23 protein-coding genes and 1 tRNA gene are annotated in these 19049 nt (G+C 60.3%); 17 read left to right on the forward strand and 7 right to left on the reverse strand.

The features are described 5' to 3' along the window. Window positions 1-135: 135 nt before the first annotated feature. Entirely contained in the window at window positions 136-1470 is a 1335-nt protein-coding gene (locus ACZ6ZO_RS08435) for a hypothetical protein (protein ID WP_465291899.1), read from the forward strand. Then, window positions 1421-1741, forward strand: a complete 321-nt coding sequence (locus ACZ6ZO_RS08440; RefSeq protein ID WP_417924957.1) for a metal-sensitive transcriptional regulator — start codon at window positions 1421-1423, stop codon at window positions 1739-1741. Before ACZ6ZO_RS08435 ends, ACZ6ZO_RS08440 begins: the two co-directional genes overlap by 50 nt. A gap of 397 nt (window positions 1742-2138) precedes the next feature. Here ACZ6ZO_RS08440 and ACZ6ZO_RS08445 read toward each other — a convergent pair. Beyond that, window positions 2139-2212, reverse strand: a tRNA-Pro gene (locus ACZ6ZO_RS08445). Window positions 2213-2225: 13 nt separating this feature from the next. Continuing rightward, window positions 2226-3152 (reverse strand): metallophosphoesterase, encoded by a 927-nt coding sequence (locus tag ACZ6ZO_RS08450; RefSeq protein WP_465291956.1) that lies wholly within the window; start codon window positions 3150-3152, stop codon window positions 2226-2228. Between the two features lie 16 nt (window positions 3153-3168). On the opposite strand from ACZ6ZO_RS08450, the gene ACZ6ZO_RS08455 reads away from it, so the two are divergent. Continuing rightward, entirely contained in the window at window positions 3169-3606 is a 438-nt protein-coding gene (locus tag ACZ6ZO_RS08455; protein ID WP_465291958.1) for a GatB/YqeY domain-containing protein, read from the forward strand. Here ACZ6ZO_RS08455 and ACZ6ZO_RS08460 read toward each other — a convergent pair. Next, a complete protein-coding gene (locus ACZ6ZO_RS08460; RefSeq protein ID WP_465291901.1) occupies window positions 3601-5985 on the reverse strand; it encodes a transglycosylase domain-containing protein in 2385 nt (794 codons plus the stop codon). The genes ACZ6ZO_RS08455 and ACZ6ZO_RS08460 overlap by 6 nt on opposite strands. 126 nt (window positions 5986-6111) lie before the next feature. On the opposite strand from ACZ6ZO_RS08460, the gene ACZ6ZO_RS08465 reads away from it, so the two are divergent. The 4 genes from ACZ6ZO_RS08465 to ACZ6ZO_RS08480 are packed head-to-tail and all read left to right on the forward strand — an operon-like array spanning window position 6112 to window position 7881. Then, the gene (locus tag ACZ6ZO_RS08465) at window positions 6112-6420 is read left to right on the forward strand and encodes a WhiB family transcriptional regulator (protein WP_465291903.1); all 309 of its coding nucleotides are present in this window, start codon (window positions 6112-6114) and stop codon (window positions 6418-6420) included. 2 nt (window positions 6421-6422) lie between these two features. Beyond that, on the forward strand, window positions 6423-6578 hold the full coding sequence (locus tag ACZ6ZO_RS08470; protein WP_182387108.1) for a DUF4177 domain-containing protein: 156 nt from the start codon (window positions 6423-6425) through the stop codon (window positions 6576-6578). After that, window positions 6575-7030, forward strand: a complete 456-nt coding sequence (locus ACZ6ZO_RS08475; RefSeq protein ID WP_465291905.1) for a RidA family protein — start codon at window positions 6575-6577, stop codon at window positions 7028-7030. The genes ACZ6ZO_RS08470 and ACZ6ZO_RS08475 overlap by 4 nt, the downstream gene beginning before the upstream one ends. Window positions 7031-7071: 41 nt before the next feature. Continuing rightward, window positions 7072-7881, forward strand: coding sequence for an MBL fold metallo-hydrolase (locus ACZ6ZO_RS08480; protein WP_182387106.1), 810 nt, complete (start codon window positions 7072-7074; stop codon window positions 7879-7881). A 53-nt stretch (window positions 7882-7934) separates the two neighbouring features. Here ACZ6ZO_RS08480 and glxR read toward each other — a convergent pair whose 3' ends face one another. After that, window positions 7935-8618 (reverse strand): CRP-like cAMP-activated global transcriptional regulator GlxR, encoded by a 684-nt coding sequence (glxR, locus tag ACZ6ZO_RS08485; RefSeq protein WP_182387105.1) that lies wholly within the window; start codon window positions 8616-8618, stop codon window positions 7935-7937. 291 nt (window positions 8619-8909) lie between these two features. Here glxR and nth point away from each other — a divergent pair, with 291 nt between their 5' ends. From nth to ACZ6ZO_RS08505, 4 genes are all read left to right on the forward strand, one after another. Next, window positions 8910-9644, forward strand: coding sequence for an endonuclease III (gene nth / locus ACZ6ZO_RS08490; protein ID WP_465291908.1), 735 nt, complete (start codon window positions 8910-8912; stop codon window positions 9642-9644). A gap of 67 nt (window positions 9645-9711) precedes the next feature. Then, window positions 9712-10182, forward strand: coding sequence for a TlpA family protein disulfide reductase (locus ACZ6ZO_RS08495; protein ID WP_465291960.1), 471 nt, complete (start codon window positions 9712-9714; stop codon window positions 10180-10182). Next, window positions 10179-10874, forward strand: a complete 696-nt coding sequence (locus ACZ6ZO_RS08500) for an NUDIX hydrolase (protein ID WP_465291910.1) — start codon at window positions 10179-10181, stop codon at window positions 10872-10874. The genes ACZ6ZO_RS08495 and ACZ6ZO_RS08500 overlap by 4 nt, the downstream gene beginning before the upstream one ends. A gap of 79 nt (window positions 10875-10953) precedes the next feature. Further along, window positions 10954-12135 (forward strand): MarP family serine protease, encoded by a 1182-nt coding sequence (locus tag ACZ6ZO_RS08505; RefSeq protein ID WP_465291962.1) that lies wholly within the window; start codon window positions 10954-10956, stop codon window positions 12133-12135. On the opposite strand, the gene ACZ6ZO_RS08510 is transcribed toward ACZ6ZO_RS08505, so the two are convergent. Together ACZ6ZO_RS08510 and ACZ6ZO_RS08515 are read right to left on the reverse strand one after the other, a co-directional pair. Further along, window positions 12128-12844, reverse strand: coding sequence for an alpha/beta fold hydrolase (locus ACZ6ZO_RS08510; protein ID WP_465291912.1), 717 nt, complete (start codon window positions 12842-12844; stop codon window positions 12128-12130). The two genes, ACZ6ZO_RS08505 and ACZ6ZO_RS08510, sit on opposite strands and share 8 nt — an antisense overlap. 5 nt (window positions 12845-12849) lie before the next feature. Next, the gene (locus ACZ6ZO_RS08515) at window positions 12850-13356 is read right to left on the reverse strand and encodes a phage holin family protein (RefSeq protein ID WP_465291914.1); all 507 of its coding nucleotides are present in this window, start codon (window positions 13354-13356) and stop codon (window positions 12850-12852) included. A gap of 104 nt (window positions 13357-13460) precedes the next feature. Between ACZ6ZO_RS08515 and ACZ6ZO_RS08520 the strand changes: the two genes are divergently transcribed. Then, window positions 13461-14075, forward strand: coding sequence for a hypothetical protein (locus ACZ6ZO_RS08520; RefSeq protein WP_182387100.1), 615 nt, complete (start codon window positions 13461-13463; stop codon window positions 14073-14075). On the opposite strand, the gene ACZ6ZO_RS08525 is transcribed toward ACZ6ZO_RS08520, so the two are convergent. Beyond that, a complete protein-coding gene (locus tag ACZ6ZO_RS08525; RefSeq protein ID WP_182387099.1) occupies window positions 14072-14908 on the reverse strand; it encodes an HAD family hydrolase in 837 nt (278 codons plus the stop codon). The genes ACZ6ZO_RS08520 and ACZ6ZO_RS08525 overlap by 4 nt on opposite strands. Window positions 14909-15385: 477 nt before the next feature. Between ACZ6ZO_RS08525 and ssd the strand changes: the two genes are divergently transcribed. The 5 genes from ssd (at window position 15386) to ACZ6ZO_RS08550 (ending at window position 19037) form a co-directional block, all read left to right on the forward strand. Next, window positions 15386-16396, forward strand: a complete 1011-nt coding sequence (gene ssd / locus ACZ6ZO_RS08530) for a septum site-determining protein Ssd (RefSeq protein WP_182387098.1) — start codon at window positions 15386-15388, stop codon at window positions 16394-16396. A 9-nt stretch (window positions 16397-16405) separates the two neighbouring features. Then, window positions 16406-17527: a TadA family conjugal transfer-associated ATPase gene (locus ACZ6ZO_RS08535; protein ID WP_465291917.1), complete on the forward strand. Its 1122-nt coding sequence runs from the start codon at window positions 16406-16408 to the stop codon at window positions 17525-17527. 134 nt (window positions 17528-17661) lie between these two features. Then, window positions 17662-18300, forward strand: coding sequence for a type II secretion system F family protein (locus tag ACZ6ZO_RS08540; RefSeq protein ID WP_208768565.1), 639 nt, complete (start codon window positions 17662-17664; stop codon window positions 18298-18300). Then, window positions 18297-18845: a type II secretion system F family protein gene (locus ACZ6ZO_RS08545; protein WP_182387095.1), complete on the forward strand. Its 549-nt coding sequence runs from the start codon at window positions 18297-18299 to the stop codon at window positions 18843-18845. The genes ACZ6ZO_RS08540 and ACZ6ZO_RS08545 overlap by 4 nt, the downstream gene beginning before the upstream one ends. A gap of 9 nt (window positions 18846-18854) precedes the next feature. Continuing rightward, the gene (locus ACZ6ZO_RS08550; RefSeq protein WP_182387094.1) at window positions 18855-19037 is read left to right on the forward strand and encodes a DUF4244 domain-containing protein; all 183 of its coding nucleotides are present in this window, start codon (window positions 18855-18857) and stop codon (window positions 19035-19037) included. Window positions 19038-19049 lie beyond the last annotated feature (12 nt).

The following is a 19049-nucleotide window of genomic DNA, read 5'->3' on the forward strand; positions in this document are numbered from 1 at the left end:
CGGCCTGGTGAGGCCCAGTGCACTCACTCCATGGGTAATGAAGTAAGCAACATTAGAAAATCTTACCAGGTGGAACAACCCGGCCTTTCGGTGCGCCTACCTGCTGATTGGCCGGTTGTTTTCTACCCTTATCGCATGAGTCTCCTTCGTCGCCTTTTGCTGACCCTACTATTGCTGCTCCCTCTGATCGGAGGGGCAGTGTACGCTGCAGTCGCAAAAATAGAACCAGCAGCAACTTGGTCAGCCGAACCAGCCGCCGCGCCGGGCGCCACCGACCTCGTCCCGGCACGTCGCGCAGCAGGTGAAGCGGCGTCCCAAGCCGGTTTGCTCAAAGGCGCCACGGGTGAACTGACTAAGGGCAGTGGCCAGCTTGCCGACGGCGTGGGCCAACTCCACGAGGGCTCTACCGCAGCCCTCACCGGAGCCAACGAACTTTCCGCGGGACTAGTGAAACTGCAAGCAGGTACCGGCCAACTTGGCGACGGCGCAGTGAAAGTCGCCGACGGCGTAGCCCAAGCGGTCGATCAAGTGCAAAGCTTGGCGCTGCTCCAGACCCAAATCATTGCCGAAATCGACAAAGCCGACGCCGAACTGGCCCCACGCTGGGACCCGCAGTCCAAGGAGCTCCGCAACCGTCTCGGCGAATTCCGCAAACAAGTCGACGGCTTCAAGCTCGATGGCGCCATGGTCGACCAGCTGGCAGCGCTGCGCTCAGGCTCCCGCGAGATTGCGAACCAGCTTGCGGTCCCCGGAAACAGCTACCACGACGGCATTTACACCGCTACGAAAGGCTCCAAAGAACTCGCTGCTGGCCTCGCGGAACTAGATAAAGGCCTGGCTGAAGCTTCCACCGGTGCCGGCGGCCTTCGCGATGGTGCAACCAAAATTGACGGCATGGCCACCAACAACAAAGAAAAAATCGGTTCGGTGCAGCGGGCACTCCCCGCCGACCCAGAACCGACGGCTACAGTCGTTCCATTGCTCGTCCCGCTCCTCGGGTTCCTCATCGCCGCTGTAGTGATGGTCGGAGCATCCTTCTCTAATCGCTGGCGCTGGCTGCTCGCCGTTGTGCTGGGCGCGGTATTAGTGCTGGTCCTGGGAACCTCCCTCACCCCATTGGTCGGCGCCGGACTGGTCGGCATCGTCATCCTGGCAGGTCTTACCGCGGCACTGTTCAGCAACGCGCTCGTCCGACTCTTCGGAACGCGAGGCCGCTACGCCGGATACGGATTCCTCCTCATCCAAGCGGGCATCGTCGGCTGGGTATGGAAACAAGCATCTGGTGCTTCCGTATCCAGCGTGTGGAATGTGCTCGCCCACCTCATGCCAATGCACTACGCAACCGCATCCCTCTCCGCACTAGGAAACAGCGGCTCGCACCTCATCCTCGGTGTCTCCTGCGCAGTGTTGGCCGCTATAGCTGCCCTCTCCGGCCTCGTGCTCAAGGTGGTGCCAGTACGTGAACCATGACCACGGCTACACCGCAGTTAAAGATGCATATCTGGCCAGGCTCCGACGCGTCGAAGGCCAGATCCGCGGCATCCACCGCATGGTCGAAGAAGACGAATACTGCATCGACATCCTCACCCAAATCTCCGCAGCAAATAGCGCCCTAGAAAACGTGGCGTTGGGACTCCTTGGTGATCACATCAAACACTGCGTGGTCGGGGCAGCCCGCGCAGGGGACCCTTCCGAAAAAATCGCCGAAGTAGAAGCCGCGATCAAGCGGATGGTGAAGTAGGGGGTGCTGGCGGCTTCGTTGGCCCCGACATTACCCTCTTGAAGTTCGGGGTCTTCGGGGTGTTTTTGGGGCATTGTCGGGGGCGTAATGTCGGAGACTTTGGTTCCGGCTGCATCACCTTGTCTCAATTGCCTCACCAGCCTCAGTAATCCCGGCTCCGTGTATGAATTGGGCTTGCCACTGTTGGCCCCGACATTACCCTCCCGAAGTTCGGGGTATTCGGGGTGTTTTTGGGGCATTGTCGGGGGCGTAATGTCGGGGACTTTGGTTCCGGCTGGGCATAATGTCGGGGCCGAGGGCTTCCCTACATCCCACAGGCCAAAACCGCCCCTCCACTCCCAGGAATCGCAAGCCCTGCCCAAGCAAAAAACCACCTGTCACCAGGTGGTTTTTAGTGTCGGGATAACAGGATTTGAACCTGCGACCCCGTCGTCCCGAACGACGTGCGCTACCAAACTGCGCTATATCCCGTTGCCCATTTAGGTTACGCCTGATAGACGCAATCCCAAAACTGGGAGCTAATTGGCCTTTCCACGAGGTGAATCAGGGTGGCGGAAGGTCGGCAGAAGATGCGGAATGGCACGTAGGGTGAGGTGCCGAGGCCGTTGGTGACGTGCATCCACATTTTCCCGAAGCGGTGTAGCCCGTTGGCGCGAGTTCGGTCGATGCCGCAGTTGGTCACGATTGCCCGTTCGAAGGGCAGGCACAGCTGTCCACCGTGGGTGTGGCCGGAGAGGGAGAGGTCGTAGCCGTCGGCTTCGAATTGTGTGAGTACGCGTGGTTCGGGGGAGTGGGTGAGTGCGATTGTTAGGTCGGCGTCGGGGTTGGGGGAGCCGGCTACGAGGGAGTAGTTGTCCAGGTTGTGGTGGGGGTCGTCGACACCTGCGGCTGCGATGCGTACCTTACCGACCTTGAATTCGTGGCGTTGGTGGGTGGCATCGCGCCAGCCGTGCTCGAGGAACGCTGCGCGCATCCCTTCCCAGGGAAGGGCCTGGTCGCTGACTTTGCGTTTCTTGCCCAGGAGGTAACCGATGGGGTTGACGGGGCGTGGCCCGAAGTAGTCGTTGGTGCCAAAGACAAACAGCCCGGGCTTGGAGAGCAGTGGGCCCAGAGCGCGGAGTACTGCGGGGACGGCGTCGGCGGAGCTGAGGTTGTCACCGGTGTTGACCACGAGGTCGGGGTTTAAGGCGGATAGCGCTGCGACCCATTGCTGTTTCCTGCTGTGGGCGGGCAGCATGTGGAGGTCGGAGATGTGCAGGATGGTGAACTCTCCGCCGTCGAGAAAACCTGGTTCGAATACCTCGAGTGTTTCGTGCTTGAGCCGGAAGCGTGAGAGCTCCGAATACCCCCAGGCCATGGTCGTGAGGCCGGCACCGAACAAGGAAAGCAAGATTTTCTTCACGCATGCCATGCTACCGGTGCGTATGCTGAAACTCATGAAACAGCAGATTAGAGATGATCTCAAAACAGCGATGAAGGCCAAGGAAAAGCAGCGCACCAATACGCTTCGCATGCTGCTTTCGGCGATTCTGATGGAGGAAGTTAGCGGCTCCAAGCATGAGGCTACTGACGAGGACATCTTGAAGTTGATTGCCCGTGAAATCAAGAAGCGCAAGGAGTCTGCCGAGGTCTACGCCCAGAACGGGCGTCAGGAGCTGGCGGACAGTGAGCTCGCCGAGGCCGCGATCCTAGCCGAGTACCAGCCGAAGCAGCTCACGGACGCGGAGCTGGACGCCCTGGTCAAGGACATGATCGCCGGCCTGGAGAACCCGAACATGGGGTCCGCGATGCAGGCAGCGACGAAGGCGGCAGCGGGGCGCGTCGATGGCAAGCGCTTATCGACGGCTGTCCGCGCAGCCCTATAGCCCGTTTTGTCGCAGGAAGTTATTCACCAAGTCTTCCAATGATGGTGGCTGGGCTGGTCCCTCAGGTCGGCCTGGCCGTTCATCACTGCCTCGACCCCGTTCTGGGGCCGGTGGAACATATTGGGAACCGTCGGAAATCAGCAGTGTCACGGGAGGTTTTGCGTCGCGGGTGTTCCCCAGTTTCACGTTAATGACGCGGTTTTTTCTGTTCGACGGTCCGCTGACCATTTCGATGGTCACTGTGTAGCCCTGAGATTGCAGGAGTTGCTGCGCAGTCGTGGCGTCTTTGCCATTCACCTGATCGAGGATTGCCTGCGTCTTGCCCTTCACCAGGGTTGGATCCACCTGTGGGAGCGTGCCAGCTGCGGCGCCCGGAGTGTTTGTCGCGATAGCCATCCACGTATTCGCAGGTTCCATGCCACCGAAAAGCGTTCCTTCGCCACACTGCCGGACTGGGCCGGTGCACAGTGGCGTGGTTTGCGTGCCGTCGTTATAGATGTACGGCGCGGCAGCGAAGTTCGAGTTGAATCCCATGAAGGCAGCTGACTGGTGCGATTCGGTAGTACCGGTCTTGCCAGCAGTCGGTGCACTCCAGCCCCAATTCCCAGCCGCTGGTGCTGCGGTGCCGTTCTTGATGTCGTCGCTCAACGCGTTGGCGAGGGCGTGTGCAACGGCCGGTTCCACTGCCTGCTCACAAGGCTTTTTCTTCAACTGGACTGGTTGGCCGGTGCGGTCGGTGACAGATTCGATGGGGCTCGGTTCGCACCACATGCCTTCGGACGCGAGGGTTGCGGCCACGTTTGATAGCTGGAGGGGGTTCACGGCCGTGGGGCCAAGCGTGAAGGATCCCAGGTTGTGGTCGGTGAAGTATTGCGCGATGGAGGATTGGCCATCGAAGCTGCCGGCGTCCTGGTAGTCGCGCAGTCCAAGCTTCACCGCCATATTAACGGTGTCCTTAACCCCTACTTGCTCAATGAGCTTGACAAACGTGGTGTTGGGTGACTGTGCCAACGCCTGCTTGAGGGACATTTTTGGTTTGTAGGCACCTGTGTTTTCTACGCAGTACTTCCCCGGTGGGCAATTCTGGGCTCCACCGGAACCCATTCCCGAGATTTCGACGCGCTTAGGGACGTCGAGTTCAGTTTCGATGCCCATGCCTTGCTGAATGGCTGCTGCTGCGGTGAAAATCTTGAACACCGAGCCAGCGCCATTGCCGAGCCGTACTGAGGTCTGTGGCAGCACTGTTTGGCTGGCTTCCGCGTCGAGACCGTACTCGCGGGAGGAGGCCATCGCCAAGATTCGGCGGGTGTCTTGACCCGGCTCCACCACGTTGACCACTTCGGCGACGCCGACGGCTTTGGGATCGGTGTGGTCCGCGACCGCCTTGCGGGCTGCGTCCTGCACCGCTGGATCGAGGGTGGTCTTTACCGTTAGGCCGTCCCGAGCTAGCTGCTCTGGAGACACCCCGTTTCCTTCCAGGTACTTGAGTGCATAGTCGCAGAAGAATCCCCGATCCCCGGCAGCGATACAGCCGTTGGGGAGCTGGTTTGGCGATTCCAAAATGCCAAGTGGCTCAGCCTTGAACTGGCCTGCTTGTTCTGCGGTGATGTCGCCAGAGAGAGCCATGGCGTCCAGAACCTGGTTGCGGCGCTGCGTCATTCCTTCCGGGTTGACGTACGGGTTCAGCGCGGAGGAGGACTGCAAAATTCCGGCGAGCAATGCCGATTCCGGGATGGAAAGCTCTAGGGCTGGCTTGCCAAAGTACGTCTGCGCGGCTGCCTCGATCCCGAAAGCGCCGTTGCCGTAGGGGACGATATTCAGGTAACGGGTGAGGATTTCATCCTTGCCCAGGTGCTTTTCTAGGTCAGAAGCCATGCGCATCTCGCGGAGTTTGCGGGCATAGCTCGTTTCGGTAGCGGCAACCTGTTCGGCTTCGGTTTTGGCGTCGACAAGCAGCAAATAATTCTTCACGTACTGCTGGTTCAGCGTCGATGCGCCCTGTTCTACGGCGCCGGAGGTGAGGTTCGTGAGCATAGCGCGGGCAGTGCCGCGCCAGTCCACGCCATCGTGCTCGTAGAAGCGACGGTCCTCGATGGCGACGATCGCCTTCTTCATGTTGGGCGAAATCTGGTCGGACTTCACATCGAGCCGGTACTGGTCATAGATCCAAGCGATGGGCGTGCCGTTCACGTCAGTGATCGTGGAGACGCCGGGGGCAGTGCCGTCGGTAAGGTCGGCGAGGTTTGATTGCATCGTCGCGTTTGTCTGCGCGATGGCTACGCCGGACAGGCTGGCGACGGGGGCTAGGGCGGCTGCGCCGACCACGCCTCCTGCGATTATCGCCCCGAGAGCTTTGGCTAATGACTTCAAACTGGACACCTCTAATACCCTACGCAAAAACTCTTCGTGTGTAGACCCCCATTTGTGTGACACATTCGACAGTCTGTAAATTGTGTGAATACACTTACATACGTCACACAGACGTGTAGCAAGGAGGCCGAGAACATGACTGCATCGTTGGTAACTGAACAGCAGTTAATCGACCGAGGTGAATGGGTTACGTTGGCGAAATGTCGCGACGGCGACCCAGACGCATTGTTTGTGCGGGGTGCCGCACAACGTCGCGCCGCGGCAATTTGTCGCCACTGCCCAGTCATGTTGCAGTGCCGCGCCGACGCCCTGGATAACCGAGTCGAGTTCGGCGTGTGGGGTGGCCTCACTGAACGCCAGCGCCGTGCGCTGCTGCGCAAGAACCCACACATCACCAGTTGGGCAGAATATCTCGCCTCGGGCGGTGAACTGGTAGGAATATAGGCATGACTACTTGGGAATACGCCACCGTGCCGTTGCTGACGCACGCAACGAAGCAAATCCTTGACACCTGGGGTGAAGATGGCTGGGAGCTCGTCACTGTTTTGCCTGGCCCGAACCCAGAAAGCCATGTCGCCTACCTGAAGCGAGAGAAGCAATGATCTCCAAGAAATTGGCAGAAATGGGCATTGAGCTGCCTAGCGTTGCGACGCCCGTTGCCGCATACGTACCTGCAGTACAAGTAGGCAACCAGGTGTGGACGTCGGGGCAGCTGCCGTTTATCGACGGCTCCCTCCCCGCCACCGGAAAAGTAGGATGGGACGTCACTGCTGAAGCTGCGGAGGACTTGGCGCGGACTGCCACGCTCAACGCCCTCGCGGCAGTGGATGCCCTGGTGGGTATCGACAACGTGACCCGTGTACTGAAAGTGACGGGTTTTGTTGCCTCTGCGGAAGGGTTTAATGGGCAGCCGAGCGTCGTTAATGGCGCGTCAAATCTGCTCGGTGAGATTTTCGGCGATGCCGGTCAACACGCTCGTTCGGCGGTGGGAGTCTACGAACTGCCACTAGGATCACCCGTCGAGATCGAGATTGTGGTTGAAATCGCCAGCTAATCAAACGCCCTTTAGATCTGGAAAAGGATAAGCTAGTGGGTATGGAGCACCCTGCTTACAGTCAACTTCGTCCTGTTACTGAATCTACCGCCGTCGTGCTGTGCCCAAATCCAAGCTACAGCTCGCTCGAAGGTACTAATTCTTGGATTATCCGCGGACCGGAAGACAAAGTCAGCGTCGTGATCGATCCAGGCCCGGAGGATGAAGGCCACCTTAACGTTCTGCATCAAAAGGCCGCTGAGGTCGCCCTCATTCTGATCACCCACCGGCACCATGACCACGCGGACTCGATCGATCGCTTCCGGCAGCTTACTGGCGTGCCGGTTCGCAGTTTCGACGCGTCCTACAGCCGTGGCGCCGATGCGCTCAAGGACGGCGAGATCATCACTCTGCCAGGCCTGACGCCTCAGATTGAGGTCGTGCACACCCCTGGCCACACCAGCGACTCCGTTTGCTTCTTCATCTGGAGCGGGGAACCGGGTAAGTCCACCCTCGAAGGCATCGTCACTGGCGACACCATCGCGGGCCGACACACCACCATGATCTCCGAAACTGACGGTGAACTTGGCGCCTACCTCAAGACCCTCAGCATGCTGGAAGAACGTGGCGAAGGCGTCACCTTGCTTCCCGCCCACGGGCCAGAGCACGCGAACACTGCGGAACTTGCACGCAAGTATCTAGACCGTCGCGAGCAGCGCCTGCGGCAGGTCAAGGAAGCCCGGGCGAAGCTCGGGGAAGACGCAACCGTGGAGCAGTTGGTGGATGAGATCTACACCGACGTTGACCCCGTGCTGCGCAGCGCAGCCGCCCAGTCCACCCGCGTCACCGTGCGGTACCTGGACTCTCTGTAAGACATAAAAAATCTCCATACCGAACCAAACTCGGTATGGAGATTTTTCGCGTTCTAGCGGGCGCGCTTAGCCAGGTGCTCAGCGTCCGTGATCAGCACCGACTTGCCTTCCAAACGAATCCAACTACGTTGCGCGAACGTTGCCAGGGCCTTGTTTACGGTCTCGCGAGAAGCGCCGACCAGCTGGGCGATCTCTTCCTGAGTGAGGTCGTGGTTCACGCGGAGAGCGTTGCCCTCCTGGGTGCCGAAGCGGTTCGCCAGCTGCAGCAGAGTCTTCGCCACGCGGCCTGGGACATCGGTGAAGATCAGGTCTGCGAGGGACGCATTGGTGCGACGCAGACGGCGTGCCAGCACACGCAGCAGCTGCTCGGAGATCTCCGGGTACTGGGCAATCCAGGAGCGAAGCATCTCGGAGTTCATGGTGGCTGCCTGAACCTCGGTGACGCACACCGCGGAGGAGGTGCGTGGGCCTGGGTCGAAGATGGACAGTTCACCGAACATGTCGGATGGGCCCATGACGGTGAGGAGGTTCTCGCGGCCGTCGTTGGCATGGCGGGCCAGCTTCACCTTGCCGGCGGTGATGATGTAGAGGCGATCGCCTGGTTCGCCTTCTTCGAAGATGGTGGTGCCACGTGGGAACCGAACGGATTCAAGGTCGCGGATCAGGCTGTTAACTGCAATTGGATCTACGCCCTGGAAGATTCCAGCTCGTGACAGGATGTCCTGTACGCCTTCCAATTCACTTCTCCTTCTTGTGAAAGTCGTGTGCCTGGAAAAGATATGCGATGCAGCACACGCTGTAGCTCTGCTAAAACTCTACCTGTTCTTTGCCCGATTGTGCAGTTTTTTCTGTGACAAAAGCGACAATCCTGGGGAAATGTGAAAGTTTAGGCAGTTGGGTCGGTGGTTGGGGTGCTCGCTCGTGTCGAAAAAGTCTCAAATTTTTCCATCTGGATGGCAAAGACAGCGATGACGATTGGAGTAAAGACGGCATAGAGGACGCTCATGTCCTCCGACTATACTGCTCTTATGGCTGAATCACCGTTGGCCCGCAAACGTCGTGCCCGAAAAATTAACCGCATGCTGGCGGTTTGTTATCCCGAGGCGCGGGCCGAGCTCGATTTCACCAATCCGCTAGAGCTGCTGGTGGCCACAGTGCTATCCGCCCAAACCACGGACGTGAGAGTCAACCAAGTCACCCCAGCGCTATTCGCCACGTACCCCACCGCGGAGGCGTATGCGTCAGCGAACCTCACGGAACTTGAGGAGCTGATTCGTCCTACAGGTTTCTACCGCAACAAGGCGAAGGCGCTGATCAAGCTCGGGCAGCAGCTTTACGACGACCACGATGGCGAAGTCCCCAACCGACTCGAAGATCTAGTGAAACTGCCCGGGGTAGGGCGCAAAACCGCAAATGTGGTGTTAGGAAACGCCTTCGGCGTCCCTGGGCTTACGGTGGATACTCACTTCGGGCGGTTGGTGCGTCGCCTGGGGCTCACTGAGGAGACCGACCCTGTGGCCGTCGAAAAGCAGCTGCAAGAGCTCATTGAGCGGAAAGAATGGACGATGGTGTCCCACCGGCTCATTTTTCACGGTCGGCGGGTGTGCCATTCCCGGCGGGCTGCGTGTGGCGCCTGTTTTATCGCTAAGCTGTGCCCTAGCTTTGGCAAGGCCGGTACCGCGGATTTTGTGACGGCAGAGCAGCTGGTGAAGGGGCCAGAACGCGAGCACTTGTTAGCGCTAGTGGAGGGAAACGTTGAGTAAAACAGGTGTCTGGACGATCGTTGCGAGCGCCCTCATCCTCATCTCCCTCGTCTTCCTCGTTCCTTCAATGCTGGGATCTCCCACGAAACACGAGGAGGAAGCCACACCCGTCGCTGCCCGCCCAGAATGCCCCGTGGATACTCTCGGCAAGGTCGAACTGCCCTGCCTCGGCGCGGATTCCCACTCCGCCCAGGGCGCCCCGACCGTAGTCAACGTGTGGGCCTGGTGGTGCGGGCCGTGCCGCCAGGAGCTACCGCTGTTCGACGCCCTCGCCGAGAGCCACCCGGAGTGGAACGTCGTTGGCGTCCATGCGGACACTAACGCAGCCAATGGTGCTGCGTTGCTCAACGAACTCGGAGTGCAACTGCCCAGCTTCCAAGACGACCACAACACCTTCGCCGGGACCTACGGCCTCCCTGGAGTGGTACCCATCACCGTGGTAATGGATAAAAACCAGCAGATCGTTCAAACCTTCCCCGCTGTGTTCGCCTCGAAAGCGGAGCTAGAAACCGCGGTGAAAGAAGCACTGAGCCGATGACGGGGTACGATCTCGCCGGGATGAACACCACCCTTCGGCCAGAGGAATCCCCGGCCTGGCTGCAGACACTGGTGAGCCGAGCTACCGAAGGGAACCTGATCTCCGGGTTCGAACAACCGGCGCCAGCGCACCAGCGACGCTCTGCGGTACTGATGTTGTACTCCGGGACGTCGTTAAGCGACGCCAGCGTGCTGCTTACCCACCGCACGCCCACCATGCGCTCCCACTCCGGGCAGGTGGCGTTTCCCGGCGGGCGCGTCGACCCTGAAGACACCAGCCCCGTGGACACCGCGCTGCGTGAGGCGTGGGAAGAAACCGGACTCGATAGGCGCACTGTCACCCCACTCGCGCAGCTAGGGGAACTGGCCATCCGCGCCACCGGAAACCCCGTGGTGCCCGTGCTCGGATACTGGCAGGAACCAAAAGAACTCACCGTAGTGAGCCCGGAAGAAAACGACGACATTTTCCGCGCGCCCATCTCCGAGCTGGTCAACCCCGCAAACCGCTTCATCGTGCGGATGGGAAACTGGCAAGGACCAGCGTTTTGGCACCGCGGCTACGTCGTGTGGGGATTCACCGCAGGGGTGCTGGCCGCCACCATCCGCGCCGCCGGGTGGGAAGAACCCTGGAACCCCATGGGCATTGACCTCGCCACTGCGCTCCGCGGCTCCCGCAATGGTGAGCAGCGGTAACCAGCGTAAGATGAAACCTCGACCAAGCGTAGCCACCTAATCCAGGAGACCCGTGTCTGCATACAGTGACAACCCCGGCATGATCGTCGACATCGTTCTGGGGATTATATTGATTGCCGTCCTCTTTGGCGGGTGGCGTCAAGGTGCCTTCTCATCCGTGCTGTCGACCGCCGGCGTGCTATCCGGCCTATTCGGCGGCGCTTTCCTCGCCCCTTGGGTGATGAGCTACACAGAAAGCACCGCCTTCCGGTTTCTCCTCGCCATCAGTACCGTGCTGCTCCTCATCGGAATCGGCAGCATGCTCGGCAGCTACGTGGGAAGCAACCTCCGACAAAACATCCGAACCAAATTCTCGCAGCGCCTCGACTCCGCCATCGGATCACTGTTCCAGGTGGCAGCTACGCTCCTCGTGCTGTGGCTCATCGCCATCCCACTCACCACCGCTGGCCCGAGCAACCTCGCCAAAGGACTACGGGCATCCCAAGTGTTGCACTACGTCGACCGAGTGATGCCCGCCCCAATGCGATCTCTCCCCAACCAGATCGCAGCCATGCTCAACGAATCCGGCCTGCCACCACTGCTGTCGCCATTCCAAGAACAAAACAGCGTCCAAGTGCTGGCACCACTGATCGAAGTCGAGCACCCGGAAGTTGTAGAAAACCTGCGCCCATCGGTCGTACACGTCACCGGACAAGCCGAAAAATGTCGCCATCTGCTGTCCGGCTCCGGCTTTGTTTTCGACGACGACTACGTCCTCACCAACGCCCACGTCGTCGCCGGAACTGAATCCGTGAAACTCGACACCATGCTGGGAGTTCGAGAAGCCACCGTGGTGCTGTACAACCCCGATGTTGACGTCGCTGTCATCCACGTGCCAGACCTGGGGATTTCCCCTATGGAATGGGCCGACGAGCCAGCCGCGCCGGGCGACGACGCCATTGTGATCGGCTACCCCGGTTCCGGGCCGTTCAAGGCCACCACCGCACGCATCAAGGAAAAAATCACCATCAATGGCCCAGACATCTACGCCACCACACGTCTGGATCGCGAAGCGTACACATTGCGTGGAACCGTGCGACAAGGCAACTCTGGTGGGCCACTGACCGACTCATATGGCGCCCTCCTGGGCATGATCTTTGGCGCAGCCGCAGACAATACAGACACGGGTTACGCCCTCACGAAGGACGAAGTGTTGGAAACCATCGGTGACTACACGCAGCTCACCGCCCCGGTGGATACCCAGGAGTGCGTGCTTAAATAACGCTGCTGCTGATCTGCTCCGCGCATTCAGCCGGGCGTAGCAGCTGCGGGAAGTCATCGAGATAAATTGTTGGCTGGGTCAGCGCCGTCGTCCATCCGGTCGGGAGGTAAGCACCCGCAATCCGAGCATGCTTCACCCGTGGGGCATGGGTGCCAGGCAGCTGGTAGGACAGCACGCGCAGCTCAGTCGTGCGCTGTACCTCACCGGTCTCAGTCTTCGGAAGGGACATGCGAGCAACCAGGTCTGGGAACCGGCTCGCCAGCAACGCCCATGCGGACTTAGCAGCGCTGCTTCGGGCGACCGGATCAATCAACACCAGGGAGCGGACCCGCTGCGGATAATTTGCTGCTAGCACGGTCGCGATCCGGGCAGCGGTGCCCGAGGCAACGATCGTGGCGCGGCCGTGTCCCAACGCGCGAATCATGCCGGACACATCGCCCACAGCGTGGCGCAGCGAATACCCCGATGGGGGCTTATCCGACTGAGCGAACCCCCGAGCCGACATAGCCCCAACATGCAGTGACTTACTCAGCGGCTCAATGATGAACTGGTAATCAAACCAGCCCCCCAAGCAGTCATGCAACAACAAAACGAGCGGTGCCTGCGGATTGCCCGCGGTCGCACAATGCAACCGGGTGCCTCGCGTATGCACCAGCTCGTGGGAAAAAGGACCGGGGATCGAAAGATCCCCGGGCGTTAGTGGTGGCATGTGGTTTAGGAGTACATGCCGTGGTTCTTGGCTTCCAGCTTCTTCTGGGCCTGGCCAGGAACCAGATTCTTCATTTCTTGCACAGACTCGATGGTCTTTTCTGGCTTCTTGATCTGCTTGACCTTCTTCAAACCGACAAACGCGAAAATACCCGCGAGTACCAGCATCAGCAGGAAGACGATCAAGTAGGCTGCCCAGCCGTCAAGCCACAGCTTCAGCAGTTCTGCAAGGAAGAAGAAAAAGAAGAAAGAGCTGTACAGTGCGATGGTTCCCGCCGCACCAAACAGGCCACCACCGATAGCGCCTTTCTTAGCGGAGACCGCCAGCTCCGCCTTAGCCAGTTCTACCTCGGCCCGGAACAAGCTGGACATCTGAGCAGTGGCGTCGCTTACCAGATCACCGATGGAGCCCTGGCCTGCAGCGCGGGTATCGACGTCGGAAAGAGGGATCGCATTCACCCGTGGGGCGAAGCTGTCGTCTCCTGCGGTGTAGAGCCCCTTGGCATTGCTCACGGTAATCCTCCAAATTTGTGTGTCATAGTCTTTGTTGTCAATCGTGCCACGAAATTTGCTCTGGTGCGAACGACTCGCCTTTTATCCTGCGTACAGTAGTGCCCATGTCGCTAGTGTCCCCCGAATTATTCACCGCAGCTACAGAGACGATCGCTGCGGTGCACCGTCGACCTGTGAGCCTGCGTCGCTCCGCCGTCACCTCCTCGGAGGCGGTGCTGCGGGGCGCTCGCCTTTCTGCGCTTATCGACGCCATCCCCGCCGAAACCGCGATTGACGTGGCGTCTGTCCTTGCCCCCGATGCGGTTGAGGGCACCGCCCGCACGTTTCTTCGCGCGCCCCTGCAGGTGTTGGCGCGCATGGATGTGCTGGCCGGAGGTGATGGGAAACCTACCGACAATGTCGTGGCGCTGCAGCAGTTGGCACAGGTGATTGTCACAGGGCATGAGTTTTTGCCAGGTGTTGTGCACGGGGTGGTGCTGGGGTGTCAGCCTTTTGGGGCGCGATCAGGGGTGATCGCGCGGGCTGCAAGCCGTCTCGCGGCCGTGGCAACCGGCTTTGATCCACGAGGTCTGACTGTGCCTGAGGTGTACCTACACCGGCACGCACGTGCCTATCAGGAGCTGGATTTCCTCAGCGACCCGAAACAGTTCTGCGACTTCCAGCTGCGTGCCTTCATCGCCGGCGCCACGGAGGCAGAATCCATCGCGCGCCAAGCCTAGGAGTTCTTGTTATTCCGATAAAGCCACACGCCCGCTGCTGTCACGGCAGCGATGGTGGCGACCACCCCTGTGCCGATCGATACTTCCTTGGTGGAGGGAACCGTAAAGAGCGGGACTGGGTTCTTAAACGTCTTGATTTCCCAATCGTTGGCAAGCGCCGCGCGCCGCAATGGCCGATCCGGATTCACTGCAACGGCATTTCCTACCGCCTCCAGCATGGGGATATCGGTGGCGGAATCCGAGTAGGCAAAACTCCGGTCCAGGTCGTAGCCGTTTTCTTCGGCCAAACGGCGGATTTCCTCGGCCTTCGCTGGGCCTTTAGCGTAAAACAGCACCTCACCAGTCAGAACACCATCTTTGGTGGCAAGCTCGGTGGCCACGATCTGGGTCACCCCAAGCTCTTTCGCAATCGGCACCACGAGCTCGGTAGCCGAAGCGGAAATGATGATGACATCATGCCCTAAGTTCTGGTGGAACCGAATCAGATCCCGCGCCTCCTGATAGATCGCAGGAGAAACCACATTTTTCATCGTCTCTTCCGCGATCTGCCGGACTTGTTCCACTTCCCACCCAGCGATCATGGAGGTTAGCTGATCTCGCGTGTTGTCCATTTGCTCGCTGGTGTGACCAGCGAGAATGTACGTTGCCTGGGCCAAGCTCATCTGCAGTGCTGCGCGGGGTGAAATGAGCCCACTGCTCATGAACTCTCGACCGAAGGCGTAGGCCGAGCTCGTAGCAATAATGGTCTTATCCAGGTCAAAAAACGCAGCGACGCGGGGTGTTTGCAGCTCTGCGCCGTGCGTGGTTTCGGAAGAACGACCAAGAGAACTCACGGCTTCCAAGTGTAACCAGAAAGTCTGCCCGGTGGGGCATTGTGTTAAAGACAGTGATGTGTATAATCAACAGTGCAAGGCCCCGATATACTGTGTGGCCAGCCCCGGCACAACCCCCCCTGTTGTCGGGTAAGAAAATATAGACGGCCCGCGCACCCCCCCCGAAGCGCGGGCCGTCCCTTTTTTCTTGTGTGGGGCGCGTTCTGGGGGTTTCATGGGCGGCTCTGGTTTTCCTGCTAAAACCTGGGAAGCATTCCCCGGGTCGTGGGCTGAAATTAGCGAAATAGCAGGTGTGAAGCTCAAAAAAGCGCCGAAACCCGGGGAATGCTTCCCGGGTTTTGCGGGTTACGTGCCGAGTACTTTTGTCTTTCTACGTTATCCACAGTTTTTGTTGAAACGTGCGCGAAAAGTGGGGTTATCCACAGGTAGAGCCAGTGGGGTATTGGCGGAACGCGCACCGGGATGGATGCTGTGGGCATGAATTCCAGCATTGTTGTTGCAGTGACAGATCCCGCCGTGCACCCGGAAGTGGTGCAAATTGTGGCGGCTACCGGCCAAAAGATTATTGATGTGCGCAGCCCCCAGGAGGTGAGGCGGGCGGCGAGCCGGTGTAGCGCTGTAGTGGTGGATAGACAGATGGCCAGTGAACTCGGTGGTCGGGTGAGGCATTCTCGGGTGGTGCTCGTGGAGCGTGACCCTGGGCCGGTGGATTGGCAGTGCGCTGTTGAGGTGGGGGCCGCGCATGGGTTCGTCGTGCCGGCGCAGGCTCCTGAGCTGCTGAAAGTGTTGGGGGAGCGTGGGGCGTCGCAGCGCGCGACGCGGAACAGCGTGGGGGTGCTGGGCGCGGTTGGCGGCAGCGGGGCGAGCGTATTGGCCGCCGCGTTGGCGCGGGCACAGGGGGAGGGGGCAGTGCTTATCGACGCCGACCCGCACTCCGGAGGCCTCGACCTGTTACTCGGGATGGAGCAGCAGGTGGGTGCCCGGTGGAATGACGTGAACTTAGAGAAGGGGGCCGTGGCGGCCGAGGACTTGTGGGGCGCACTGCCCACCTCGCAAGGGCTAGGGGTGCTGACGCATTCGCGGAGCAAGGGGGCGTTGCCTAGCTGTAGTGCCGCCGGGGTGTGTTCGGCGCTGGAGACATTGGCAGGTTTTCCAGTGGTGGTGGATCTGTCTGTTCGGCTTCCGGGTTTTGGGGATGTGCTCAGCGCGGTGAGTTCGGTGGTGCTCGTGATTCCTGCGGAGCTGCGTGCGGTAGCGGCGGCGTCTTCGTTAGCCACGGCGTATCCGGAGGTGGATTTCCTGGGGGTGGTGCGGTATCGGGGCTGGTCAGGGATGGATCGTGGCGAAGTGGGAGACCTGTCGGGGATTCGCGTGGTGGCTGAGGTGCCGTCGGTCCCGGGCCTGGCGAAGCAGTTGGAAACCAAGGGACTGGTCCGCGTGCCACGCGGGCTGTCAGGCGCGGTGCGTGCGCTCAACCATGAGCTGTAGGGGGAAGTCGTGGATGTCATTGACAGAGTGCAGCTGAAGATTGCTGCGGAGTATGGGGCGCTAGCAGCAGCTCCCCCGGACTATGTGGCCGCGCTGATCCGCGAGGAAGCAGGGGTGATTAGCGACGTTGAACTGCTGGGGCTGCTACGCCAGCTGCGCCAGGAGTCCTCTGGGGCCGGTGCGTTGGACAGCCTTTTGGCGCTGCCAGGAGTTACGGATGTGTTGGTCAACGGCCCAGGTCAGGTGTGGTTCGACCGGGGCGACGGACTCGAGCGGGCCGAGTTGAGCTTCGCCTCCGAGGAACAGGTAAGGCAACTGGCCACCCGACTTGCGGTGGCCTGCGGGCGCAGGCTTGACGACGCCCAGCCCTTCGCCGACGGCCGGCTACGGCGTGATGACGGCACCAGCATCCGCGTGCACGCGATCATTCCGCCTCTGAGTGACTCGGGGACCTGCATCTCACTACGCGTGCTGCGGCAAGCTGCAATGACCTTGGATCGCATGGTGGAGCTAGGGTGCATCGACGACTACGGCAGGCAGCTGCTGGGAACGATCGTGTCCGAACGAGGTTCGTTCCTGGTCGCCGGGGGAACCGGCACAGGCAAGACGACGATGCTGTCGGCGCTGCTGGGTGAGGTATCGGCTGAGGAGCGGATCGTCTGCATCGAGGACACCGCAGAGCTACGACCTGCGCATCCGCACGTGGTGTCACTTGTGTCCCGCAGTAAAAATGTGGAAGGCGTCGGCGTATTTACCATGGCGGATTTGCTGAAACAGGCGCTGCGCATGAGGCCCGACCGTATCGTGCTCGGGGAAATCCGTGGCGCGGAAGTAGTGGACCTGCTCGCAGCCTTGAATACGGGGCACGACGGTGGTGCTGGAACGGTCCACGCCAACTCGGTATCTGAAGTCCCAGCGCGCTTGGAAGCGCTGGCAATGCTCGGGGGACTCGACGGTCCGGCCCTGCACACCCAGCTAGCGGCAGCCGTGCGCTACGTGATCATGATGAAGCGCACCCGCCACGGCCGCATCGTCGAAGAGGTCGCTGAGCTGCGTAAACAACACTTGGAACTGGAAACAATTTGGCGAACCCCTAATGGTTTAGAGCCGACTAAAGGGGAGCCCATCTAATGATTAACTCGTTGTTCGCGATCGGTACAGCGTTGCTACTCTCCTCACCATCGCCAGCCTTGAGAATGTCATACCGCCCACGGAAAACGAAGCTTTTGCTCATTCCCATCGTGGTTCTCGGTGGATTTGTGATAATGCACGGACCCGGCGTGGTGGCCTCATTGGCCATGGTGCTCGCTGTGGCAGTGCGGAAGGTGTGGGAGGGGCGTCGGCAAGCTGCGCGTGAGCAGGCCGCGACCGACACCGCGAGTTTGCTCGGTGCGATGGCCGCCGACCTTGAGGCCGGCGCAACTACCCACGAAGCCATCGCCCACGCAGCCACCGAGGTAGCAGAACCACTGCAGGGTGTGTGTGCCATCGCGGCTCATCGCAGCGCGGCTGGGATGTCGCCGGCTGGTGCGTTTCTCGAAGCCCCCGCAGTGTACACAGAGCTCCGGTCAGCGGCCCGGTTGTGGCTCATCGCAGAAACCAAAGGCATTGCCCTCTCGAACCTCCTGGTGCACGTTCAAGAACGCATTGATGCTCACCTGCGCCACGCGCGCGCCACCGATGCCGCGCTCCAAGGGCCGAAGGCGACGGCGGTTATTTTGGCGCTCCTGCCACTCGGTGGGATCGCGATGGGGAGCGGTATGGGAGCAAACCCCATCCCGTTCCTCACCACCACCGCCCTGGGGCAAGTGCTGCTCGTTGTCGGGACAGCCCTCGCCTGCGCAGGATTCCTGTGGGTGGACGTGATCGTCGCCCGTGCCAGCAACCCGAGGGCAGTCACATGATGGGATTATGTTTCGTCGCCGCAGCAATGTGGCTCAGCACGGAGCGTTCCGTGGTCAACAGGATCGTAGAGCAGCATCAACTCACCAGGCGACCTCGCGATGGTCCCATCACCAATCTCGATGTCGCAGCGGATATTGAGCTGTTCGCAGCGTGCCTGCGCTCCGGTGTCACCCAAGCGGTGGCAGCCGACGCGGTATCGCAGGTGAGCCGCTCAGCCTCCGCAGAATGGGCCAGTGTAGCAGCACTACTCAGTATCGGTGTACCTGCAGCAACGGCCTGGCATCCCCTCGCAGGGATACCGGAACTCAGCGAGCTCATCCGGCAGAGCACCTTCTCGCAACACACCGGAAGCTCACTGGCGGCGCTGTGCGAACGAAGCGCACAAGACATCAGGTCACGCAGCGCCGATGCAGCAACCGCAGCAGCACAACGCGCAGGGGTGGTCATCGCCATTCCGCTGACAGTGTGCTTCCTGCCCGCGTTCCTCATCCTGGGGCTCGTCCCCATCATCATCAACCTTGCAACCAGCATCATTAACAATTAGGAGAACACAATGCTCGCACTACTCAACGAAAAAATCCGTGACGACGAGGGTATGTCGACAATCGAGTACGCCATGGGCTCGCTCGCGGCCGCTGCGCTGGCCGCCGTGCTGTTCACGGTGGTCAACGGCGACCAAGTTGTCAACGCAATCACCAACATTATTACCAGTGCGCTGTCTAAGTCACCGAGCTAGCCTGCACAACGA

It is taken from the genome of Corynebacterium sp. NPDC104732 (assembly GCF_055583565.1).